This window comes from Streptomyces sp. NPDC005808, from assembly GCF_042871385.1.
Classification (GTDB): domain Bacteria; phylum Actinomycetota; class Actinomycetes; order Streptomycetales; family Streptomycetaceae; genus Streptomyces.
The window spans coordinates 1-22,921 of sequence record NZ_JBIAIK010000026.1 but is presented as its reverse complement, the minus strand read 5'-3'; the positions used below and the strand labels follow the sequence as shown (position 1 = coordinate 22,921).

At 68.6% G+C, this 22,921-nt stretch carries 20 protein-coding genes; 15 read left to right on the top strand and 5 right to left on the bottom strand.

Annotated elements, in window-relative coordinates; translation table 11 throughout:
• The first annotated feature begins 521 nt into the window (after positions 1 to 521).
• The 15 genes from ACFYPC_RS35420 to ACFYPC_RS35350 all read left to right on the top strand — a co-directional run bounded on the left by ACFYPC_RS35420 (position 522) and on the right by ACFYPC_RS35350 (position 16,021).
• A complete protein-coding gene (locus ACFYPC_RS35420) occupies positions 522 to 1,496 on the top strand; it encodes a hypothetical protein (RefSeq protein ID WP_391891440.1) in 975 nt (324 codons plus the stop codon).
• Between the two features lie 171 nt (positions 1,497 to 1,667).
• A complete protein-coding gene (locus tag ACFYPC_RS35415) occupies positions 1,668 to 3,092 on the top strand; it encodes an amino acid permease (RefSeq protein ID WP_391891498.1) in 1,425 nt (474 codons plus the stop codon).
• Complete coding sequence (locus ACFYPC_RS35410) at positions 3,092 to 4,471, top strand: glutamine synthetase family protein (protein ID WP_391891439.1); 1,380 nt, start codon at positions 3,092 to 3,094, stop codon at positions 4,469 to 4,471. Before ACFYPC_RS35415 ends, ACFYPC_RS35410 begins: the two co-directional genes overlap by 1 nt.
• Positions 4,472 to 4,739: 268 nt before the next feature.
• Positions 4,740 to 5,282 (top strand): secreted protein/lipoprotein, encoded by a 543-nt coding sequence (locus ACFYPC_RS35405; RefSeq protein ID WP_391891438.1) that lies wholly within the window; start codon positions 4,740 to 4,742, stop codon positions 5,280 to 5,282.
• The gene (locus ACFYPC_RS35400; protein WP_391891437.1) at positions 5,276 to 6,160 is read left to right on the top strand and encodes an ATP/GTP-binding protein; all 885 of its coding nucleotides are present in this window, start codon (positions 5,276 to 5,278) and stop codon (positions 6,158 to 6,160) included. The genes ACFYPC_RS35405 and ACFYPC_RS35400 overlap by 7 nt, the downstream gene beginning before the upstream one ends.
• Positions 6,161 to 6,185: 25 nt before the next feature.
• The gene (locus ACFYPC_RS35395; RefSeq protein WP_391891436.1) at positions 6,186 to 6,893 is read left to right on the top strand and encodes an SAF domain-containing protein; all 708 of its coding nucleotides are present in this window, start codon (positions 6,186 to 6,188) and stop codon (positions 6,891 to 6,893) included.
• The gene (locus ACFYPC_RS35390; protein WP_391891434.1) at positions 6,893 to 7,720 is read left to right on the top strand and encodes a hypothetical protein; all 828 of its coding nucleotides are present in this window, start codon (positions 6,893 to 6,895) and stop codon (positions 7,718 to 7,720) included. The genes ACFYPC_RS35395 and ACFYPC_RS35390 overlap by 1 nt, the downstream gene beginning before the upstream one ends.
• Positions 7,710 to 9,203: a CpaF family protein gene (locus ACFYPC_RS35385; protein WP_391891432.1), complete on the top strand. Its 1,494-nt coding sequence runs from the start codon at positions 7,710 to 7,712 to the stop codon at positions 9,201 to 9,203. The genes ACFYPC_RS35390 and ACFYPC_RS35385 overlap by 11 nt, the downstream gene beginning before the upstream one ends.
• Positions 9,200 to 10,150: a type II secretion system F family protein gene (locus ACFYPC_RS35380; RefSeq protein ID WP_391891430.1), complete on the top strand. Its 951-nt coding sequence runs from the start codon at positions 9,200 to 9,202 to the stop codon at positions 10,148 to 10,150. The genes ACFYPC_RS35385 and ACFYPC_RS35380 overlap by 4 nt, the downstream gene beginning before the upstream one ends.
• On the top strand, positions 10,147 to 11,031 hold the full coding sequence (locus tag ACFYPC_RS35375; protein WP_391891428.1) for a type II secretion system F family protein: 885 nt from the start codon (positions 10,147 to 10,149) through the stop codon (positions 11,029 to 11,031). The genes ACFYPC_RS35380 and ACFYPC_RS35375 overlap by 4 nt, the downstream gene beginning before the upstream one ends.
• Positions 11,032 to 11,078: 47 nt before the next feature.
• Entirely contained in the window at positions 11,079 to 11,294 is a 216-nt protein-coding gene (locus ACFYPC_RS35370) for a hypothetical protein (protein ID WP_391891426.1), read from the top strand.
• Positions 11,294 to 11,719, top strand: a complete 426-nt coding sequence (locus ACFYPC_RS35365) for a TadE/TadG family type IV pilus assembly protein (protein ID WP_391891424.1) — start codon at positions 11,294 to 11,296, stop codon at positions 11,717 to 11,719. Before ACFYPC_RS35370 ends, ACFYPC_RS35365 begins: the two co-directional genes overlap by 1 nt.
• A gap of 14 nt (positions 11,720 to 11,733) precedes the next feature.
• Complete coding sequence (locus tag ACFYPC_RS35360; protein WP_391891497.1) at positions 11,734 to 12,177, top strand: TadE family protein; 444 nt, start codon at positions 11,734 to 11,736, stop codon at positions 12,175 to 12,177.
• On the top strand, positions 12,177 to 12,629 hold the full coding sequence (locus tag ACFYPC_RS35355; RefSeq protein WP_391891422.1) for a TadE/TadG family type IV pilus assembly protein: 453 nt from the start codon (positions 12,177 to 12,179) through the stop codon (positions 12,627 to 12,629). Before ACFYPC_RS35360 ends, ACFYPC_RS35355 begins: the two co-directional genes overlap by 1 nt.
• Positions 12,629 to 16,021: a hypothetical protein gene (locus ACFYPC_RS35350; protein ID WP_391891420.1), complete on the top strand. Its 3,393-nt coding sequence runs from the start codon at positions 12,629 to 12,631 to the stop codon at positions 16,019 to 16,021. Before ACFYPC_RS35355 ends, ACFYPC_RS35350 begins: the two co-directional genes overlap by 1 nt.
• A 27-nt stretch (positions 16,022 to 16,048) precedes the next feature.
• Here the strand turns inward: ACFYPC_RS35350 and ACFYPC_RS35345 are convergent, their stop codons facing one another.
• The 5 genes from ACFYPC_RS35345 to ACFYPC_RS35325 all read right to left on the bottom strand — a co-directional run bounded on the left by ACFYPC_RS35345 (position 16,049) and on the right by ACFYPC_RS35325 (position 22,562).
• Entirely contained in the window at positions 16,049 to 16,489 is a 441-nt protein-coding gene (locus tag ACFYPC_RS35345) for a hypothetical protein (RefSeq protein ID WP_391891419.1), read from the bottom strand.
• 164 nt (positions 16,490 to 16,653) lie between these two features.
• Positions 16,654 to 18,540 carry a DUF2637 domain-containing protein gene (locus tag ACFYPC_RS35340; RefSeq protein WP_391891417.1) on the bottom strand — a complete coding sequence of 629 codons (1,887 nt, stop codon included), beginning with the start codon at positions 18,538 to 18,540 and terminating at the stop codon, positions 16,654 to 16,656.
• A gap of 228 nt (positions 18,541 to 18,768) precedes the next feature.
• Positions 18,769 to 19,617, bottom strand: coding sequence for a ParA family protein (locus ACFYPC_RS35335; RefSeq protein WP_391891415.1), 849 nt, complete (start codon positions 19,615 to 19,617; stop codon positions 18,769 to 18,771).
• A gap of 15 nt (positions 19,618 to 19,632) precedes the next feature.
• On the bottom strand, positions 19,633 to 20,820 hold the full coding sequence (locus ACFYPC_RS35330) for a ParB/RepB/Spo0J family partition protein (RefSeq protein WP_391891413.1): 1,188 nt from the start codon (positions 20,818 to 20,820) through the stop codon (positions 19,633 to 19,635).
• A gap of 932 nt (positions 20,821 to 21,752) precedes the next feature.
• The gene (locus ACFYPC_RS35325) at positions 21,753 to 22,562 is read right to left on the bottom strand and encodes a hypothetical protein (RefSeq protein WP_391891411.1); all 810 of its coding nucleotides are present in this window, start codon (positions 22,560 to 22,562) and stop codon (positions 21,753 to 21,755) included.
• Between the last annotated feature and the right edge of the window lie 359 nt (positions 22,563 to 22,921).

Below are 22,921 nucleotides of genomic sequence, written 5' to 3'. Positions count from 1 at the left end.
AGCCTGCGGCGGCCCACGCGCCGGGAACCGTGATCGCCCGGGTATCAGCCGGACTGATGGACAACGCGGGCAGGCACTCCGGTGCGTGTGCCTACGACGTTCTCCCGCTCCGCCCGGCGGTCCGCGCGACAGGCGACATCCTCATCGAGACGGTTGACCCTCACGACGCTTTCGCGGCTTCACCATCCACCAAGCCAGAGCCGTCGTCAGGCAGCAACGCATGGCGAGGCCCGCGGTGGGTGCGTGAGTACGGAGGCCGCACCTCCTGTGCCCAGACAGACGACAACTGGCGAACAACGTGCAGGTCGCCGTGTCCCACGAAGAGGTCTCGGCGTGACCACCGCTCCAGTTCCGCGCGGATAGGACCCGGCGGACCGCACCGCTGCCAGCCCTCCTTCCTGCGGCTCCCTATCTCCTGCTTTGAGGACTCACCCCCATGTCCCCCTTACCCACGCAAGGCCAGGACGCCTCTTCCTCTGAAACCCCTCCCCCACTGGGGTGCACCGATGGCCAGTCGTGACATGTCCCTCATAGTTCACCCTGCAGGCCGGGACGACGAACTGCGTCTCGCCCTCGAAGACCAGCGGATGGACCGGTACGACTGCGCAAGGCAACTGCTCCTGCGCACCGGGCCGAACTGGACACTGCGTACGTTCCGCAGCCAGGTCCTGGCCGTCGGCGCCGCCGGCAACAGCGCGATCGACTCCTGGTACGCGGAAGACCCCCACGACCCGAACGCGCTGATGATGCGGGGCCGTGTACTGACCCAACGGGCGCTCAACGCTCACCGCGACGGGCTGTCAGGCCAACGCCTGATAAGCGCGGTCGAGACTGCCAGGTCTGCGTGCAAGGCGGCCGCCGAGAGCTGGCCGGACGATCCCGTGCCGTACGTCTGCTTTCTGGCCCTCGCCCAGACAGACATCGACCCGCGGGTCCCTCACAGCCAGATGCACTGGTGGAAGCCCCGCGACAAGATGATGCCGCCGGGGCCGTGGAGGCTGCTGGACTGGGTGAACGAGCGGGACCCGTACAACCGCGAGGCCTATCACCGGATGCTGCAGGTTCTCCATGCCCGCGGCCGGGGCGGCCTGGACTTTGCTCAGTGGGTGACCACCTTCGCACCGGAGGGATCACCGCTGAGGCTGTTGCCGCTGTACGCCTTCGTCGAGTCCTACCGGCTTCGGCTGGAGCACCGGCAGACCGCCAGCGTGATCGCCTTCTGGAGCACCGCGGACAAGGCCTACTACGCACGGCAGGGTCGGGACGGCTGGTTCAAGCACACCAACCCCCACTCGTGCTCACTGCTGGACCTGAACTACCTCGCGTACGGGCTGACCGCCACGGGCGAGGGGAACTCCGGCGAGGTGTTCGAAGCGATCGGCCCCTACGTGACCACCGCACCGTGGACGCTCGTCACGCCGAACCCGCAATGGTGGAAATCGGACTTCCTGTCGGCGCGTAGCAGAGCCCAGGAAGTCGCGGGTGGTCGCCGATGAGTATCCGAGCGCCGCCGGTCGCAGATACCGCATCCGCATTCGCACGATGCTCAGTCCCCTTCGGCCTTCGACCAGAGGATTTGTCCGTTGTCTCCGAGAAGAGCCCAAGCCTTGCTCGACGATGATGCCGTGCTGCTCGCGCACGGCTATCAGCCCGAACTGGCCCGCAGGATGGGCGGGTTCGGCAACTTCGCGATCAGCTTCAGCGTGATCTGCATCCTGGCCGGTGGCATGACGCTGTTCGGCTACGGCATGAACGCCGGCGGCCCCGCCGTCATGATCTGGGGCTGGGTCGCCATCGGCTTCTTCACCCTGCTGCTCGGCATGTCCCTGGCCGAGGTGACCTCCGCCTACCCCACGTCCGGCGGCCTGTACTACATGGCCCAGCGGCTCGGCGGCCCCCGCTGGGCGTGGGTGACGGGCTGGCTCAACCTCCTCGGCCTGCTGGGTGCCATCGCCGGCATCGACTACGGCTGCGCGCTGTTCGTCGGCGCTTTCGCCAACCTTCAGTGGGGCCTGGTGCCCACACCCGAGACCACGATCATGATCTTCGCGGGCATCCTGCTGCTGCACGGCACCCTCAACGCATGCGGGGTGCGCCTGGTCAACGTCCTCAACTCCATATCGGTGTGGTGGCAGGTCACCGGTGTCCTGCTGATCGTCGGTCTGCTCACCTTCGCCCCTGCCGACCACCAGAGCCCCAGCTTCGTGTTCGGCCACTTCAACAATGGCACCGGCTTCACCAACCCCCTGTACGTGGCCGCCCTCGGCTGCCTGCTGGCCGCCTACACCTTCTGCGGCTACGACGCCTCTTCCCATCTGTCGGAGGAGACCACCCAGGCACAGACAGCCGCGCCGCTCGGCATCGTCCGCTCCATCGCATGGTCCTGGGCCGCCGGGTTCGTGCTGCTGGCGGGCATGCTGTTCGCCGTCCAGGACTACTCGGACACCCTGGGCACCAGCACGGGCGTCCCGCCCGCGCAGATCTTCATCGACGTCCTGGGCACGGGCGTCGCCAAGGGGCTGCTGCTGGTCGTGATCGTGGCACAGCTGTTCTGCGGCAACGCGGAGACCGCCGCCGCCTCGCGCATGGTGTACGCGTTCTCACGTGACGGGGCGCTGCCGTTCTCCTCGACGTGGCGGAACGTCACCCACCGCACGCGCACCCCCATAGCCGCGGTGTGGCTGTCCGTGGGCGTCGCGCTGGTCCTGGCGCTGCCGAGCCTGTATTCACCGACCGCGTACGCCGCCGTCACCGCGATCAACGTCATCGGGATCACCCCCGCCTACGTGATCCCGGTCTACCTCCGCCTGCGTGCCGGAAAGCACTTCGTGCCCGGCCCGTGGCATCTGGGCCGCTGGAGCAAGCCGCTGGGCTGGATCTCCGTCGTCTACGTGGCTGTCCTGACCGTGGTGTTCTGCCTGCCCCAGGCCTCACCCATCACCACGACGTCGTTCAACTACGCAGGCGTTGCGTTGCTCGTGGTCCTCGCCCTCGCGTGGATCCTGTGGATCACCAAGGGCAAGCGCGACTACAAGGTTCCCCAGCTCGGCAGCACCGCCCAGCAGACTGCCATGTCCGGGGAAGTGGTCTGATGAGCCCCCAGAAACCCCACCGGGCCGATCAGGCGCCTCGCCGTTTTGGGCTTCTCTCCCTCGATGACCTCCGCGATGCGGTGAAGAGCGGGGACGTCACCGCCGTGATGCTCGCCGTCCCGGACATGTGGGGGCGGCTCAAGGGCAAGCGGCTCAACGCCTCCGTCTTTCTGGACCGGATGCTGACCGGGGCGGAGGCCTGCGCGTACATCCTGGCCACCGACGTGAACATGACCCCCATGGACGGCTTCGAACTCACCGGCTGGGACAGCGGATTCGGCGACTTGTCCGTCATCCCCAACCACGCCGCCATACGGCTCCTGCCCTACCTGCCCGGGGTCGCCCTCATCCACGCTGACGTCGCCCACGCAGACGGCGAGCTCGTCGAGATCGCCCCGCGTCAGATGCTCCGGGCCCAGCTCGACAAACTCGCGGACCTCGGACTCGACGTGAAAGTCGGCCTGGAGAGCGAATTCGTGCTCCTGGATGGCACCCCGGAGCAGGTCCTTGAACCCGTCGCGGACCAGAACCTCGACTACGCCCTCGACCACCCCCCGGCCCTCACCGACTTCATTCAGCACCTGGAGTACGCGCTGCACGGTGCCGGTGCACCGCCCGAGTCGGTCAAGACCGAAAGTGGCGGGCGCCAACTGGAGGTCGCCTTCCCCTACGGCGAGTCTCTGGCGGCCTGCGACTCGTACACCGTCTACCGGCACACCGTGCGCCACCTCGCGCTACGGCGCGGCCTGATGCCCAACTTCATGGCCGCGCCGAAGACCGGCGTGGGCAGCGGCCTGCACCTGCACCTGTCCCTGGAGACCGACGGCGTCAACGGGTTCGCCGCCGGCCAGGACGACAAGAAGAAGCTGACCGAGACGATGGGGCGGGCCATCGCCGGACTGATCTCCGGCATGCCTCACCTCGCCCCGCTGTACGCTCCCTTCCCCAACTCCTACAAGCGGTACGTCGCGCACTCTTTCGCTCCCACCCGCTTCACCTGGGGATACGACAACCGCAGTTGCGCGATCCGTGTCACCGGCCACGGCGCGGGCAGGCACCTGGAGGTGCGTCTGCCCGGAGCTGACGCCAACCCCTATCGCGCGCTCGCCGCCGCCCTCGCCGCAGTCCACCACGGCATCACAGGCGATCCCGAGCTGCCGCCCCCCGTCTCTGGCGACGCGTACAAGGCGGTCGACTCGCTCCGCGTGCCGCGCGACCTCGTCGAAGCCCTGGCCGCCTTCACGGACAGCAAGATCGCGCAGAACGCCTTCGGCGTGGGCGTTGTGAAGCACTACGCCCACGCCGCACAGCACGAGATCGACGAATCTCGCCGACGCGTCTCGGACGTCGAGCTGGAGCGGGGGTTCCTCCTTGCTTGATCTCTTCGCCTGTTCCGAAAGTGACCGGATACATCCCGAGTTGAAAGTGCGAACTCAAATATCAGGGTGGGAAGTTGACTGGCATATGCGTAATCTGACGGCTACGCAAACGGATCACCGCAGATGGGCCAGGCCACAGTTCCGGGCCGCCCCCATGCCAAAGGCCAGAGCAGCGGTCGAACCGCACCGCGTCGTACGGGGAGGCATCGTGAAACATCGCGCACACCGGATTCCCTATCGTGCTGGTCACGTCCGAAATCTCGCCGCCGTGTCTCTCACGCTGTGCGCCGCGCTCGCTCTGTCCGGGTGCACCTCCTCGGGCAGCGGTTCTGAAGCGGCAGCCCAGGGCACCCCGGCCTCGCCATCGTCGACGCCGTCTGCTGCCAAGGACCCGGCGGAGACCATGAAGAAGGAGGCGATCGCGGCTTACGCGGGCTACTGGCAGGAAATGGAGAAGCTCTACGCCGACCGCACGGGCAAGAGCGCTCATCTTGATCAGTACGCCGCATCCGCGGCCTTGAAGAACGCCGAGGCGGACGCCAAAAGCGCTCATGACCGCGGCAACGTCCTCCTCGGCGAGGTCGCCCTCACCGACCAGACGGCCAAGGTCGACGCTTCGGGCAAGCTCGCGAACGCGACGGTCTCCAGCTGCCTGGACATCTCGGCCTGGCAGACCGTCGATGCCGAGACCAAGAAGCCGGTGTCCCTCCCGGAGAACCGGATGACGAAGTACTGGATCGTCAGCACGGTCGAGGAGTATCCGCAAGGGTGGCGCGTCATCCGCGACGAGCCCCAGGGGAAACCATGCTGACCCGCCGTATCGCCGTCACCGCGGCAGCCGCACTGGCCACGATGCTCTCCGCCCCCGTCAGCAGCTACGCGGAGGGTGACCCTCAGGACGGCGGCAGCACCGAATGCACCCAGTACACCTGCCAGGTGGAAGTGGAAGTTCCCGGGCAGGACGGTGGACAGGCGGGCGGCAGCTCGGGCGGAACGGACGGAGGCGACTCACCAGGCGGTGACGACTCCGACAAGACGGTCTGCACCTACAAGCTCGCAGACCCACAACCCCCTGCCGACAGCCTGGACTGGGAAGGCCATGAACCCGGCGACGGCGCTGTGTACGAAGAGACCTGCAGCTGGGATCCAGACGGCAACGAGGACCTCTTCATTGTTCGCATGGTGTGGCTAGCCGAGCCGCCCGGGCAAGACGCTGTCAACCCGGCGGTCTTGGCACAGCGCGCGGTCGACACGATGGCGCTGCTCGGCCCGGACATCGCCAGCCCGCGCGCCGCCGGGAAGTACACCGTGGGTGTCCCGATGTGGATGTGGGTCAACCAAAGCGCCACGACCTACGGGCCGAACACTGCATCGGCCACTGCGGGCGGGGTGACCGTCACCGCGACCGCGAAGGTCTCGAAGATCGTGTGGCAGATGGGTGACGGCGCCTCCGTGACGTGCAATGGCCCGGGCACGCCCTACCAGGCGTCCGAAGGCATGGCCCAGTCACCGTCATGCGGGCACCTGTACTCCAAGACCTCAGCCGGTGCCCAGGGCGGCAAGTTCCCGGTCACCGCGACCTCGACGTGGACGATCGACTGGCAGGGCGGCGGAGCGGCCGGCCAGCTCACCGAGATCCGGCAAACCGACGTGCAGGTAGCGATCGGCGAACTGCAGGTCGTCAGGTAATGCCTCCGGCCGGAAGGACAGAACGTTGAGCAAGACCCAAGAACGTGTAGACACAATCAGCCCGAACGGCGCCCCCCAGCAGGGACATGTCGCCGGGCCCGTCGCTCCCCCCCGGGTGTCGGCCCGCCGTCGCCGACCAGGCGTCATCGCCCTGTCGCTGGCGCTGATCGCTGCCGGAGGGGCCGGGGTCGCCGTCCTGCTGCTGCAGGTCGGCAACCGCACCGAGGTGGTGACGGTCATCCGGGACGTCCAGGTCGGCCAGGTCGTGACCGAGGACGACCTGGGCAAGGCCAGCATCGCCCTGGACCCGGCCGTGAAGGCAGTACGCGGCGATGACCTGGACTCGGTGGTGGGCAAGCGAGCCGCCGTGGAGCTCAAGCCCGGATCCCTCCTCACCCCCTCACAGGTGACGAAGGACTCTTTGGTGAAGGCCGGCGAGCAACTGGTGCCGATCGGGCTGGAGCCCAAACAGATCCCCGCGACCGCTCTGGTGCCGGGCCAGAAGGTACAACTGGTCCACGTTCCGGCCCAGGGTGCAACGGACACTGGCGAGACGTCCAACACCCCGCCGGAAACCATCGACGGGCGGGTCGTGAAGGCTTCGGGCGCCGCCCCCGGCACCGGGATCGTGGTCGTCGACGTCGCCACCACCGCGCAGGACGGCCCCACCGCCGCCGCATGGGTGTCGGCCGGCACGCTGCGCCTGGTCCTCGCCGCTCCGGACGGCAACTGATGGCTGTGATCGCGTTGGCAGGCTGCAGTGGCGCACCCGGCGTGACCACGACCGCTCTCGCCATGCTGCTGTCGTGGCCGCTGGAGCCGGGCCGGCGGATGATCCTCGCCGAATGCGACCCCGACGGCGGGGCAGTGCTGCACGGGCTGCTCCAGGGCACCCTGGGCGACCGGTACGGGCTGCGCAACGTGTCCGTCGCCGCCCGCAAAGGCGAGTTCAGCGACGCCTTCTGGCGTCAGTTGATCGACCTGAGCGGCGAGGACGGCATGACGGAATCACCGCGTGACCGGTTGCTGCTGCCCGGCATCACCGACCCCGCGCAGGCGGCGAGCCTGGGCTCGGTCTGGAAGGTCCTGGCGCAGATGTTCCGCGGCATCGACGCCCAGACCAACCACGACGTCCTGATCGACCTCGGCCGCCGGGGCGCCTTCGGTCCGCCCGGCGTCCTGGCCGAGCAGGCCGACGCCGTGATCGTGGTCGTGCGCAACACCCTGCGCTGCCTTCAGGCGGCCGAGGGCCGGGTGCGCGCTCTGGAGGAGCGGGTCGGTGACGTAGGCGTGGTGTTGATCAATGAGGGCCCGTATCCCGCGGGCGAGGTGCAGCGGGTGCTGCAGGTCCCGGTGGTGGCGACCCTGCCGTACGCGCCGAAGGATGCCCGCGTGCTCTCCGACGGTGCCGAACAGCCGCGTCACTTCACCAAGTCGGCGCTGATGAAGGCTGCCCGCACGGGCAGCACCCTGCTGGTGCAGCGGGCCGCTTTGCGCCGGGCCCGCCTCGATCCCCGCGGCACGTTCGCCGCGGGCGGGGAGGTGACCCGTGCGCGGTAAGCCCTTGCACAACGATCCCATCGGGTCTCCGCCGCCCGGCCGCCCCCAACAGGCTTGGCTCCAGCAGGCGAACGGCACCCACGCCGGCACTGCCTCAAGTACTCACGTGCTCGGCACCGCCACGCCGCAGGTCACCGTCGACTACAAGGTTGCCCGGCACATCGCCGGCCAGGTCGCCAAGCAGCGCGAGGAGTTGCTGAAGTCGACGCCTGATATGGACCGGGCCAGCGAGGAACAGCGCTGCCTGGACTGGATCAACGAGGCAGTCGCGGTGTGGTCGGACGCGGCAGCGATGGCGCCGCAAGAAGACGAAGCACTGCGGCGTGCCGTCTATGACCTGCTCTTCCGGGCCGGCCGGCTCCAGCCGTATCTGGACGATGACCGGGTCGAGGACATCCTCATTCAGGGCCCGGGCGAGGTGTGGCTCGACTACGGGGACGGCGAACGCCGCATGGTCGGACCGATCGCCGACTCGGAGGAGGAACTGCTGGAGCTGCTGCGGGAGTTGGCCCGGGGTTCCGGGCAAAACGAGCGCACCATCTCCACCGCGAACCCGCTGCTCGCGCTGTCCATGCAGGACGGCTCCCGACTCCAGGCGATCACAGGTCTGGGCCCGATGACCTATGCCGTCATCCGCCGGCACCGCGTCTCGGATGCTGGCCTGGACGACATGGTGCAGTTGGGCACGATCGACCCGATCCTGCGGCAGTTCCTCGGCGCGTGCGTGCGCGCGGAGAAGAACATCATGATCGCGGGGAAGCAGAAGGCCGGGAAGACCACGCTGCTGCGGGCGATGCTCAAGGAGTTCGACCCGGAGACTCGATTTGCCACCATCCAGACCGAGGACGAGCTGTTCGCCCACGCCAACGGCTACCACCGGCAGGTGGTCTCCCTGGTGGGTCGCGAGTCCAACGGGGAGAAGGACGTCACCGGCCGCGGCGCCGGCGAGGTCACACTCCTGGACCTGATGCATCCCGCGTTGCGGATGTCGCTGGAGCGGATCGTGGTCGGCGAGGTCCGCGGCCCGGAGGTCGTCGCCATGATGCAGGCGTTGACGAACGGGTCGGGCGGCAACCTGTGCACGATCCACGCGCGTCGCCCGGACATCATCTTCGACCGGATCGCCGAACTGTACGCGCTGGCCCAGGACAACCTGTCCGAGCAGCTCGCCTACCGGCAGACCGCCAACGGTCTGGACTTCATCGTGTACGTCGACATGACCGATGAGACGCAGATCGGCGGCCGCCGCCACCGCTACGTCTCCCACATCCTGGAGCTGACCGGGATCGGCGAGAACGGCCGTCCCGCCACCAATGAGATCTTCTCCCCCGGGCGGGAGTTCGGGGACCTGCGGGCGATGCCGAGGATGGACCCAGGCTGCATCGACGACCTGCGCCGCGTCGGTTTCGACTCCGCGCTGCTGCAACAGACCTACGGGGCCTGGCAGGCGCCGCTTCCGCTGATGGTGAGGGCCGGCCGATGACCGTGCTTTGGGGGCTGCTGTGCGGCATGGCCGTCATCGGCGGACTGATCGGCGTTGTTGCCGGTCTCGTGGGTACGACGGCACCGCGCCGGGCGCCGCTGCGGCAACGGTGGCAGGCGCTGCGCACCAGGAATGAGCAGAGCGAGGATGTCCGGCTGCGCCGACGGACATTCGCGACTGTTTCGGTCGTGGTCTTCGTGGCCGTGTGGCTGCTCTCGGGGAACTTCGTGGGGGGCGTGCTGCTCGGAGCGGCCGTCATCGGTGTGCCTTGGCTTATCACCCCCACGCAGATGGCGCAGGAGCGCATCGGCCAGCTGGAAGCCCTGAGTGAATGGACCCAGCGGCTGGCTGGCCTGCTGCGGCTGGGGATGGGGCTGGAACAGGCGATGGTCACCAGCCGTCAGGGTGCACCGGAGGAGCTTGCCCCGCAGATCATCAACCTGTCCGACCGGCTGCGGCTGGGCTGGCGGCCGGAGGGAGCGCTCCGCGCGTTCGCGGAGGAGTTGGACGACGTCACCGCGGACAAGGTGGTCGCCGCGCTCATTCTGTCGGTCAACGACCGCGGCCCTGGTCTGGCCCAGGCGCTGGAGGACCTGGCGGGCACGGTTCGCGACGAGGTCGCCCGCAAGCGGTCGATCGAGGCGGACCGGGCGAAGCCTCGGACCACCGTGCGGTGGATGACCGTGATGACCGTGGGCATCGTGGTTGCCGGGTTCTTCGTGCCGAGCTACACGAAGCCCTACTCCACGCTGCTCGGCCAGCTGGTGCTCGCGTTCCTGACGGCCGGGTTCGTCGGGGTGCTCGCCCTGATGCGGCAGTTGGGTTCCTTCCGCCGTATCCCGCGCTTCCTGATCACCGATCCGGCCAGCACCGTCCGGCTGCCCGCCCCCGCAGCGGAGGCGGACGTGCCGGTCACCGGCCGTGAGCCGGAAGGAGTCCCCTCGTGAACCTGCTTCCTGTCGTACTGACCGGTGGCACGGTAGGCGCCGGTCTCGCCTTGCTCGTGCGGGAACTCCTGCGTCCACAGCCCGCGTTGGGGCCAGCTCTCGCGCGCAGCGCCCCGGCCGCCTTGGCCCTCCCTGAGCCGGAGCTGGAGCGCGAGGAGGTGTGGGGTCGGTGGCTTTTGGCTCGCCTCGAGCGCGTGCCCGGCGTGCGGATCCCCATCACCAACCTGACACTGCTTGGGCAGGGGCCGGGCCAGTTCATGCTGAAGAAGGCCGCCTTGGCCGCGCTGGGCCTGCTCTGCCCGGTCATCGCCACCATTCCGTGGATCATCGCGGGTGTCTCCCTGCCGTTCTACGTGCCCGCCGGCGTCGGACTCCTCGTCGCAGGGCTGCTGTTCATCACCCCGGACCTCGCAGTACGGGACCAGGCCAAGCGGGCGCGCGAGGAATTCACGCACGCGCTGTCCGCCTACCTCGACCTGGTCGCGCTCAAGCGGGCCGCCGACGCCGGCCCCGCCGAGGCGCTGGAGAAGGCCGCCGAGGTCGGCCAGGGCTGGCCCTTCCTCTATCTGCAGGGCGCACTGCGCCGGGCCCGGATGGAAAAGATCCCGCCCTACCAGGCGCTCACCGAACTCGCCGACGAGTACGACCTGCCGGTCCTGACCGACGTCGCCGACATCATGCGTGGATCGGCCACCGACGGCGCCGCCGTCTACAAGGCACTGCGCGCCCGTACAGCCGCGCTCAACGCGGAGTTGCTGGCCGATCAGGCCGCGGAGGCGAACGTCGCCAGCGAGAAAATGACCGCCCCCGGCGCCTTGTTGGCCGTGCTGGTGATGCTGCTGATGGCGTTCCCCGCGGTCATCCGCCTGCTCACCGTCTAAGAAGATCCCGACTCGCTGAGTCTCTGAAGGAACAAGGAGTACACATCATGAGGCACACCGCAGCCCGCACCTACCGTGCCGTGCACTGGCTGACCACGCGTCTGCAAGACGGCCTGGAGGAGGCCAGTCGTCGGCCGGACCGCGGCGACATCAGCACCACCACCGTCATCATCTGGGTGGCCGCCGCCGCTGGTGCTCTGACCGTCGCCGGGAGCATCGCCATCGTGATCGCCAAGTACAACGGCAATCTTCTGGGGATCTGATGGCCCGTCCTGGGCGACTGATCGAATGGTGGGTGGGGCGGAGGTGGCGCGAGGACCGCGGTGACACCTCCATCCAGATGGCGATCATCTTTCCGTTCGTTCTGCTCGCCACCATCGCCGTCGTCCAGGCCTCGATGTGGTACTACGCGCGGCAGATCGCCCTGACCGCCGCCCGCGAGGGCCTCACCGCGGCCCGCGCCTACGAGTCGAGCCCGGCGGAGGGTGCGGCGCAGGCTCGGGACGTGTTGGGGCGTGTCGCGGGTGACAGTCTGCGCGGCTACAGCGTCACTGCCAGCAGCGACGGGCAGCGGGTGCGGGTGCAGGTATCCGGCACCGCCATGTCGATGATCCCGGGCGTCTCGGGTCTGCAGGTCACGCAGTCGGCGTCCGGTCCGGTGGAGCGCTGGACGGTACCGGGAGGGTGAACCACATGCGATACATGGCCCGATGGGCTCGCAGAGGGCACGGCGATGGGGGGAGTGTCGCGATTGAGGCTGCCATCGTCCTCCCGTCACTGATCATGTTCCTGTGTCTGGCGATCGCCGGCGGACGCCTCGTCACCTCTGGGTCGAAGATCGACGCAGCAGCCGAGGACGCTGCCAGGGAGGCGTCCATCCACCGCACCGCGGGCGCGGCCCTGGGCGCCGCGCAGGCGGCGGCCGCCGAGTCCCTGAACGACCAGGGCATCAAGTGCGCGTCGACCAGCGTCAACATCAACACGGGCGGTCTCAGCGTGCCGGTGGGCCAGGTCGGGACGGTCAGCGTGACCGTGAACTGCACGGTCAACCTGTCCGACCTGCTGCTGCCGGGCGTGCCCGGGGCCCGGACGCTTACGTCGACGGCGGTCTCGGTAGTGGATCAGTACCGGCAGCGAGGTGACTGATGGTCTTTCGTCAGATGGGTCTGTCCCGGGCACGGTTGGACGATCGTGGAGGTGTCACCGTGTTCGTCGCGGTGTGCGTCATCGCGCTGATCGGGATCATCGGCGTTGCTGTCGACGGCGGCAGCAAGATGCGCGCCACCGAACGTGCCGACTTCGTCGCCGGCGAGGCCGCCCGGGCGGGCGGGCAGGCCATCGACCCTGCCGAGGCGATCAGCGGCAACGCGATCGTGGTGGATCCGCAGGACGCCCAGGCCTCCGCTCAGGCCTACTTGCGCTCCGTCGGCGCCACCGGCACGGTCAGCGTGTCCGGCGACGGCAAGACTCTCAGCGTCGTCGTCACCGGCTCGTACGACACGAAGTTCCTGTCGGCGGTGGGGATCGGCTCGTTGTCGGTGACCGGCCGTGGCAAGGCCACCCTCCTGCATGGCGTCACTGCTCCTGAAGGAAACTGATGCGCACCACCCCCTCCCCCGCCGCGACGGCCGGCCGCACCCTGGCCCGTGTCCTCAAGGCCGTGCTGAGCCTGCTCGTCCTGGCTGCCGCGGTCGGCGGGCTGCCGCTGCTGCTGGCCTGGGCCACCCCGGTCATCTGGGGATCCACTCAAGACGACGTCACGCATTTGCTGGACCGGCAGGACACGGGGGCGGTATTTCTGCTGCTGCTTGTCGCGGTGGGCTGGATCGGGTGGGCGCAGTTCGCGTTCTGTGCGGTCCGTGAGCTGATCGCGCAGCTGCGCGGCAGGACGTGGCACGTCCCGCGCGCTCTGGGCTCCTCGCAGCGGGCCGCCGCTCTTCTGATCGGCAGCATCCTGGTGCTGCTGCCCACGAGTTCGGCCCTGGCTTCCGACGCGCAGGCCGCGCCGGCCACCACCGCGGCCATCATCCCCGGCCAGGCGGCACAGGCCCCGCAAGCCACCGAAGCCGGGCGGGCCCCGGTACCCGCCGCGAGTACCTCGACGTCCCGCACCTCGTACACAGTGCACGAGACGCGGCCCGCGGAGAGCCTGTGGGGCATCGCTGAACGGGAGTTGGGGGACGGTGAGCGGTGGCGGGATATCGCAGCCCTGAACGAGGGCCGGACCATGGTCGACGGCCAGGTCTTCCACGCGAACAGCTTTCTGCAACCCGGCTGGCAGCTCCAGATGCCCGATACCGGCGGTACTGCGGGAGGTGTCCGTGCCCAGTTGGGTGACGGCGCTCCGGCTGCCGAGGAGGAGAGCGAGCACGTGGTCACCGTCGACTCCGGCGACTACCTGTCGAAGATCGCGGAGGAGGAGCTCGGCGACGGCAGCGAGTGGCCTCAGTTGTTCGAGGCAAGCCGGGGAAAGGCACAGCCGGACGGCCTGCCCGCCATCACCGACCCGGACGTCATCTACGCGGGGCAGAAGGTCACTGTGCCTGGCGCCCTGCCCGACCAGCCGTCCCAGGACCGCGACCAGGGTGATGAGTCGGGCAGCGAGGAGGCCGCTCCCCCGGCCTCCCAGAGCCCCGACGGCGAACAGAAGCCGGACCAGGGTTCGGGGGATGAGCAGGCGCCCGCGCCGAGTCAGACCACCAACCCGCCTGCACCAGAGTCGTCGGCGCCCAGCGCACCGGCCTCCGCGACGACGTCCGGGCCCAGCGCCGGAGTCTCGCCCCCTGCCGGTTCCCCTTCGGCGCCGGCTGAATCGTCCGGCTCAGCCGCCTCCTCTCCCGCCACTACGGGGTCCGAGCCTCCGGCGACGGTGGCGGCCAGCGGCCTGCTGAACCTACGCACCGTTCTCGGCGCCGGCGCGCTGCTGGCCGCAGCCATCACCGGCGCCCTTGCCCTGCGCAGGACCCTCCAACGCCGCCGCCGCAAACCCGGCGAGACGATCGCCATCGCATCCGAGACGTCCAGGGCCGAAGCCCAGTTGGCAGCCGCCGCCGAGCCAGGAGGGGCAGCCCGCTTGGACGTGGCGCTGCGGACCCTGGCCCACCAGTTGTCGCAGCAGCGGGAGGACGCCGCGCTCCTGCCGCCACTGCGGGCGGCCCGGATCGGGGCCCGCTCGCTGGAGGTGCTGCCCGAGGACCTCGCCGCGGAACCGCAGGCGCCCTTCGTCTCCGGGCAGGCCGGCTGGTGGGTCCTGCCCTCCGATGCCGTGCTCCTGGACCAGGAGACCGCCCGTCAGGTGCCGGCGCCGTATCCGGGGCTCGTCACGATCGGCACCACCGAGGCGGGCGACCTGCTGCTGGTCAACCTCGCGCAGCTGCCCGCGCTGTTGCTGGGCGGCAACCCGGTCCACATCACCGAGGTGTGCACCTCGCTCGCCCTGGAGCTCGGGATGAGCCCGTGGGCGAGCGAAGTGGAAGTCGTCACCGTGGGGTTCGGCGAGGATCTGCCACATCTGCTGCCCACGGCGCGGATCGCCCACATGCGGCAGGCCGCGCACGCACTGCGCGATCTGAGCGAACGGCTGCTGGAAGCACACCAGATGCCCGAGACCCAGCATCATCCGTATCTGCTGCTGTGCGCGTCGTCGCTGGACGTGGACACGGCCTGGCAGTTCGCCGATGTCATCGACAGGTCCACTACGGTCCCCGTCACTCTGATCGCCCCGGCGAGTTCGTCGGCCGCGCACTTCCCCGACGCGGAGATCCTGAACGCCTCACTCAGCGAGCCGCAGAACCTCGAATACGCCGGCATCGACATCACCGTGCAGCGCCTGGAGCACGCCGCCTACGTGCAGATCACCACCGCGTTGCAGGTGTCTGGGCAGCCGTCCCACCCGGCCGAGGGTCCCTGGAAGGACATCCCGGAGGAGCCCGACAGGGTGCAGCAGCCCGAACAGCCCGCGTCAGAGGAGGACACAGCGCCCATGCCCGCTGTCACAAGCCCTTCGCCAGCAGCGGCAACGGGCGTGAGCGGAGAGGCGTTCGCTGTCCTGCTCGCCGCCACCACTGATCCGTCCGGACTGCGCCTCCTGCCCACCGCCGAGACGTCGGCTGAGGCTGACGGCGAGCCCGGCCCAGACACCGAAGCAGTGCGCCCGGCGGCCGTGGAGGCCGACACTCACGAGGCCCCTGTCGAGGGCCCCACGGCGCAAGGAGCGCAGGAATGCGAGGCGCATGACCTCCACGCGCCGGAGATCCGCGTCCTGGGACCGGTCGAGGTGACCGGCGTGGACAGTTCCGGTCACGGTCCGCGGATGGCGCAGCTCGCCGCTTTGCTGTTCTTCCGGCCCGGGCGGAGCGCGGACGTGTTGTGCTCCGACATGGATCCCGTCAATCCCTGGTCGGCGAGCACCCTCAACGCCCGAACGGGGGGCCTGCGGCGTTCCCTGGGCAACGACCCTGCCGGCAGCCCCTACGTACCTCGCCGTAGCTCTGGCGAGGACCCGTTCCGGCTCTCCCCCGGTGTGCGCTGCGACTGGTCCCGCTTCCTGCAGCTCGTCGAACGCGGTCTGCCACTGGGGCCGGCGGGCCTGGCTGATCTGGACAAGGCGCTGACTTTGGTGCGCGGCCGCCCGTTCGGCGGCAATCCTCTGCCCTGGGCCGAGCCCTACCAGCAGGAAATGATCACGCGCATCATCGACGTCGCACATACCGTGGCCGCCTACCGCACCCCCGCAGGTCCACACCAAGACCTCAGCGTGGCCCGCCAGGCCGTCGCGACCGGTCTCGACGTCGATGACACGGCAGAGCTGTTGTATCGGGACTGGCTCCGGATCGAGTACGCGGCCGGGAACCGGCAGGGGCTGCACACCGCCATCACCCGCGTGCAGCAGGTCAACCGGTCGTTGGACTGCTCACTTGAAATGGAGACCGAGACCTTGATCCACGAACTTCTCAACGGTTCCGGGACGACGGTGCGCAAGGTCCTCTAGCCGACTGACGCGCAGGTGCGCAGCACGTCACTGCGGCAGGGAGGCGACGTCGCGGGCCGCGTATGCGAGGAGTTCCTTGACGGCGGCCTCGTTGGAGGCGGGAGGGCGTGCGCGCCACTTGGAGAGAGTGTCGCGGACTGTCTGCGCAACGACCCTCGCGTGCTGCACCAGGTCGTCATCGAGCGCCGTCACGTCCCCGCTCACTGTTCGGCCCGTGACGACGATGGGACCGGCGAGCGGGTAGAGGGGTGTGCCGCGCCAGGCACTTGCCAGGGCCCAGGCGGCCAGGTTCTGGGGAAGCCCGAGTTTCAGGCCGTTGCCGTGAATGTGCAGCAGGGCCTGCCGGTGGTAGACGCCTTGGTCGACGGCGTCGGATCCGACGTGCTCGTGGATCGCGGATTGCGCATCGGTCGCGGTCAGGGTGAGGTCTGTGACTGTGGTGTCCGGGTCGATGCGCAGTGCGTGCATGAGTTCTCCTTGTCGGTCCAGTGACTCGGCTGCGCATTGCGCAGGGCTGCGCAATGATCTCGAAGTCTGCGCAATGCATGGCTGATCAGGGGTTTCTTCTGATTGCGCAGCTTGTTGGGCGTGGCGTGGTGGCGTGATGCGCAATGGGGTGCGTGGTGGCGGAGTTACTGCTGCGCGTCGGCGTGGTGGCGGCCGAGGGCCTGCCAGCGGCGCTCGAAGTCGTCGGTGTTCTCGGTGATGTAGCCGGGGGTGACGGGCCTGTTGTACTGAGCGGTGATGCCGCGGGCTGCGCAGTCCTGCGCAATGGCCTCTGCTGCAGGTTGCTCGCTGCGCATCCGGTGCTCGGCCCAGACGTTGTAGACGCGGGATGGCAGGAGGTAGCGGCGCAGGTTCGCAGGGCTGACCGGTTTGCCGCCCCGGCCGTACATGGCCTTGCTTGCGAGGTAGGCGGAGAGTTCCTCGGCTGTCGGCTCGTCGCCGTGCTCGGTCTGGTATTCCGTCCATGCCAAGTAGTAGCGATCGACTGTGGTGAGGACCGTGCCCTCCCCCGCGGGATTGTCCGGCCCTGGTGGCGGGTCATCGACGGCGGCGTTCACCCGCGGGGTGCGCTTCTCTTTGGCGGCCTGGGAACCCGCACCGGCGGTCGCCTCCTCGAGCGTCTCTTCCGCGGGAGCCTCGCCTGCAACGTGGTCGCCGGGATCGGCGGCTGTCTCTTCGGTGGGCGGCCTACTGCTGTCGAGTTCGCGGTCTTGGAAGCTCGCTACGAAAGCTGCCAAGTCGTCACCCGTGATGGGTCGGCCGCCGTGCCCCGTGATGGAGTCCCGCTCGTACACGTACGCGGCGAGGTCAGCGGCGTCCGGGTACGAGCCGTGCTGCTGCGCGTATGTGCGCCAGGCGCTCTGGAAGTAGTCGTACCACTGGTCAGTTTCGTGGTCGGCTGCCATCGGCTCGGACGTGTCGGGCTCTTCGGCGCGCGACGTGTAGCGGGTTTGGAGGGCTTGGAGCAGGGGCTGCACCTGGTCCTCGGAGAGCGGGTCGCCGGATCCCGTGGAGATGCCGTAGGTGTCGCGAAGCCAGAAGGCCCACTGCGTCGGGGTCGGCTCGGCCTGGAACTGGGTGAGGAACGCCTGGTAGGCCTCGGCGAACCGCTCGGCGGCTTCCTCGGTCGATTCTTGTGGTTCCTCCGGCTGCTCGGGCACCGGAGTTGAGGCCGAGGGCACTACACGTTCCGTCTCGGCGCTCCCCAGCTCGGCAGCGCTCTGCTCGTCCTCCGTTGCCGCTTCAAGCGCGGGGCCTTCCGGCCGGGTGCGGGCGGGGGTCTGCTCGACGGTGAACAGGATCGGGGGCTCCTTGATGCCGGCAGCGGCGAGACCGGCGGGCGCGGTCTGGGCGAGGGGGACGCCGTACTTGGCGAGCCGCAGAGGCATCAAGGCTTCGACGGGGGCTTTGCGCCGCCAGGCGCGGCCGAAGCGGGAGTGGAGGGTGGTCTGGTAGACGAGCCGTTCCTGTTCCAGCTTGATGACCTGCTCGTAGGAGCGCAGTTCCCACAGCTTCATCCGGCGCCAGAGGAGGAATGTCGGGATCGGGGAGAGCATCCATCGCGTGATGCGGACGCCCTCCATGTGCCTGTCGGCCGTAATGTCGGCGATGCGGCCGATCGCGTGCCGGGCCGCTTCGATGGAGACCACGAAGAGGACCGGGATCACGGCGTGCATGCCGACGCCCAGCGGGTCGGGCCAGGCTGCCGCGCCGTTGAACGCGATGGTCGCCGTGGTCAGCAGCCAGGCCGTCTGGCGCAGCAGCGGGAAGGGGATCCTGATCCACGTCAGGAGCAGGTCGAGGGCGAGCAGGACGCAGATGCCCGCGTCGATGCCGATCGGGAACACATAACTGAAGTTCCCGAAGCCCTTCTCGATCGCGAGCTTGCGGACGGCTGCGTACGAGCCCGCGAAGCCGATCCCGGCGATGATCACGGCGCCCGTCACGATCACGCCGATGAGGACCCGATGCACTCGGGTCAGCTGGGGTATCGCACCGTTCCCCGCAGCCACGTCCCACTCCCCTATCCAAGCCTCACAACTGAACAGCTCTCACACTCCCACGACGCGCAAGGAGTTAGTGGGCTTCAGGCAGGGCCTGCTGCAGATCGTCCGCGAAAAGTGATCAGTTGGGCGCTCCGTCAGCTCGTGCATCGCCTCCACGGTTCTTTACGCCGTAAAGACGCGACCCCCGGGGTGGAGGGTCCGGGGGTCTGGGGCATCGTCTTTACGGCGAAGGCCTCATCGGTACAGCTGCATCTGCCGACCGATCTTCGTGTAGGCCTTGGCGGCTCGACAGTTCGGGGCGAAGAGCGTCACGGGCTGACCCGCCGTGTAGGCCTCGGGAACCTTGACGTCGTCTCCGACGGTCTCCAGGACGATGTCTCCGTAGGCGTCCCGGAGCTGGTTTTCCATGTCCTTGTAGACCTTGCCTTGCGAGTTGTGGTCGACGCCCTCAGTGATGATCACCCAGTCGATGTCCGTGGGCATGCTCGTGTGGCCGTACGCCCTCGCCACCTCGGCGATCTTGTCCTCAAGTTCGGTGAGGCCGCGGGCCTCCTTCTCCTGCGACTTGGTACAGCCGACGACTTCGTCGCTGGCGATGATCGCAGCTATCGTCGCAAGCTTCACGTCGCCGGGACAGTCAAAGATGACGAGGTCGAAGCGCCCTCGCAATTCACCGATGATCTGGTAAAGCCAGAGCTCCCGAGCAGTCTCCCCCGCGAGCTTGAACTCCAAGGATTCGAGCTGCTTCGACTCCAGTACGACCCAGAGTTCCGGGATCACCTCCTTGGTCTTGGAGTCCCGGGCGGGAACGACGGCTTCAGCCAACGTGAACAGCTTGTCCACCACGTCGTACATGGTGGGCAGGTCTTTGTCTCCGTCCGGGTCGTCGTACCCGAGCAGACGGGAGATGTCGCGCTGTTTGTCCAAGCCGATGACGCAGACCCGCTTCTTCTTCTTGGCGGCGGCGTAGGCAAGGGCGGCGGCAGTGGTCGACTTCCCGGAGCCGGCGGAGCCGTTGGTGCACGCCAGGACACGAGTCTCGCGTCCTGTGTCCTCCGGGAGGGTCGGGGTGTCTGTGGTCACGAAGGGTCTCCGTCGTTACGCGGTGAGGGCGGGTTCGGCGTCGTCGGCCTGCTGGTAGTCAGCATGCGTGGCCAGCCAGTCCAGGTAGGCGCGGGCATGTGCGGCGTCGTTGCCGCCGTCGCGAGTCATGTGGATCTCGCAATGGGCGAGCGAGAGGGCAAGCGCGGCCCTCACCTGCCGGTCGTTGCCCTCATCGCCGGTAAGGGATGCGAGGCTGAGGGCCGAAGCGCCGATGCCGGCTTCACCCAACCACTGGGAGGCGAGCGCTACGGCCTCGTCGGGGTCGATGGACGCTTGCAGCGCGATGATGTGGAGTCGGGAGGCATCGAGGCCGAAGGCGGCCACAACGGCCTTGCACGCCTCACGCCGTGCCTTGACTGCTTCCTCCAGCCCGTCGGTCCCGGAGCCGCCCTGCTTGGGAAGCGTCTTCTTCGCGGCCTTCTTGCTCGCGCCGTCCTTCTTCTGGCCCTTGGCCGACTTGGGTTCAGCCGAGCGAATCGCGGCCAAGGCCTTCTCTTGCTCCCATGCCTGGACCTGCTCGGCAGGGTCCTTGATCTTTCCCAGGTCTCGGGCCAGCTCGATCGTCATGCCGTCTGCGCGCTTTTCGAGCGCTTGGCGGACCTCAGGCTGCAGGTTGTGCAGTCGGCGGCGCTGAGATACCCAGCCCGCGGTCTTCCCCAGGACCTTGGCAACCGCGTCGTACGTCCCGAATTCCTGCTTGAGCTCCTCGATCGTGGCGAGCTCCTCGAACGGCTTGAGCTCCTCGCGCGCGAGATTCTCGGTGGCTGCCGCGACCAGGATGTCCTTGCGCGTCTTGGCCTTGCTGTTCACCAGGACAGGCAGCTTCTCCATGCCGGCGAGCCGAGCCGCTGCGAGGCGCCGGTTGCCGCCGATGACCACGTAGCGGGCGGCGCCGACCTCATCCGCGTGTTCAAGGAAGGCCGCCTTGAAGACATCCGCCGGGATCACGGCGACCGGCTGAAGCAGGCCGACCGACTCGAAGGTCTCGGCCAGCCCTTCGAGTCCCTCAAGCTCCTCACGCGCATTGCGGGGGTTGTGGACGAGCTCACCGATCGGCACATCGGAGCCGCTGCCGACATCCTTCCCGGCTCCGCGCTGGCGCTCCTCTTCGGCATTCCGGCGCGCTTCTTCGCGCAGCCTGCGCCGCTCGGCTACGGACAAGTCGTTGTGCGCGCCAGGCATTCGCCGCTCCTGATGGTGGTACGTGACGGGGGTTTCTTGGGCTGGAGCTTAACGAGCGCGGCGCCTCTTGGCTCGCATGCCCCGGTCTTTACGCCGTAAAGAAGGTCTCGCGTGGTGTCTCGCGGCCGGGCAGCAGCCCCGGCGTGCCGCCACCGGCACCCTGCCCCGCGAGTCAACAGAGCAATCCGAATCGGCCCCTTGAGTGGTGGTCTCCAACGGGATCGTTCACCCGGGAGAGGTTCCTGCGGGCAGGTTCATCCAGTGCACTTCCGGGTGCCTCCTCCCCCTGCAGCCGAGCGGCCCGGTCTTTACGGCGTAAAGACCGGGCGGCCCTCCCTGCGGCGGGCGGGCCGTGAAACACGAAGAGCCCCGCACCCGGGAAGCGTGCCCTGAGAACGGGGCTCTTCGGGCCGCCTTGGCCTGAGAGTTGCACACGGCCGCGGGCGGGCTCCGGGCGCGCGCTCAGCTCACCGGTGGCGCTGGCCTCATCGCGCAGCGGCTCGCATGCGGCACCAGGCCTCCGTCAGATGTCGCAGGCCGGTCGTAGCCACTGCGAGGGGTGCTCGGCCGCGCAGTTCCGCGCGAGTGAGGCGGGCCTCGCCCCGAGATGACGGGTCGATGAAGCGGGTAGTGCTCGTGCTGGTGTCCCGGCCGCTGTTCATGACCCAGCCCTGCAGCGCGCGGCAGATGACGCCGTTCCGGTCGGGGGAGCCCTCGATGAACTCGTAGTCGGCGATGACGACGGTGCTGCTGTCCGCAAAGGTGAGCCCTGCGGGGGGCGATGCTCCCCGTTCGGCGCGATCAGGCGGGCTCAGGCTTCGAGGGGACTGCCGGCGGCGATGAGGTCGACGGGACTCCCGAATTGGGGAGTCGGGCCCACAGGCCCTATTTCATGAGCTCCCTGACGTCACCTGCTTCCCTGCCTGGTTACCTCAGCTGGGGAACAGCCCGGCGGCAGCCGCGTACGCGAGCCGAGCTCCGTCGGTTGTCGCGATCGGCCGGGACTGACGCGACTCCGTCTTCCTCAACTCCCGGACTGCGGCCCCCACGTAGGTGCTGAGGCTGACCATCTGTGTGGGAGTCTCGCAGTGGGGGAGGACCGCGGCGACTTCATCGAGCCAGTCCGCCACGTTGCCGGCATCGGGCAGGCCATCTCGGTGGTCGATCAGGTGTTGCGCTACGGGCATGAGTGCCTCGTGCCGGCGCTGGGCCGCCTTCTTGGCCCGTCGCTCTTCCGCCTCGCGAGCCGCAATCCGGCCCTCCGCTGCCAGGACAGCTTCCGGGGTCCGACGGAGCACTCGGCCGTTCAGACTTTCGTCGACGAGGGTGAGCGCTTTGAGTCGCTTGGCCTTCTGGTAGGCGCCGCTCTTTCCGCTCACGGCGAGGGCGGGCGCCAGCTGCGTCCACTCCGCCTTGGCTGCGCGGGCGGCCTCGATCGCCTTCACCTGGTGGATCTCCGCCTGCTCGCGGAGGTACTCCCACAGCTGCACTCTCTTGATCGCCGCGGAGCGCCGCACCGCTTCACTCGTCTCCTTCAGGGCACCCACGTGCGCCTCGGCGTAGAGGAGTGCCCCGTACACCTCGTCGTCGGCGGGCATGGCACCGATGTCGAGGTCTTCGGCCTTCTCGTGGATGTCACGCAGTTCGCCGATCACTGCGGGAGCATCCAGGGCGCCGATCCGAATGGGCGCCCTGAGCAGGGGATTCGTGCGCTTCGGCGCCTTCCGTTGCTTCGTCGGCATGACCGCATTCTGGCCTACCGGCAGAGTTCACATTGTGTGAACTGGGCAGGACCCAGCCAAAAACAAGATCGTTTCGCACTCCCGGCCCGGCCCGTCTCGCTCCTCCCGCAGCGCTACATCGCCCGCCGCCATCGGGTGTTGTAGCAGGTCAGCGTGCTGTCGCACGGTAGTCGGGCTCCGGCGAAATGGTTCGCTCTGTGCAGGGTCCAGGCCAGGTCCGGAAACACGAAGAGCCCTGGGGGGGGGGGGGGGGGGGGGGGGGGGGGGGGGGGGGGGGGGGGGGGGGGCGCGGGGGGGGGGGGGGCGGCGGGGGGGGGGGCGGGCGGGGGGGGGCCGAACGGCCCCCCCCCCCCCCCCCC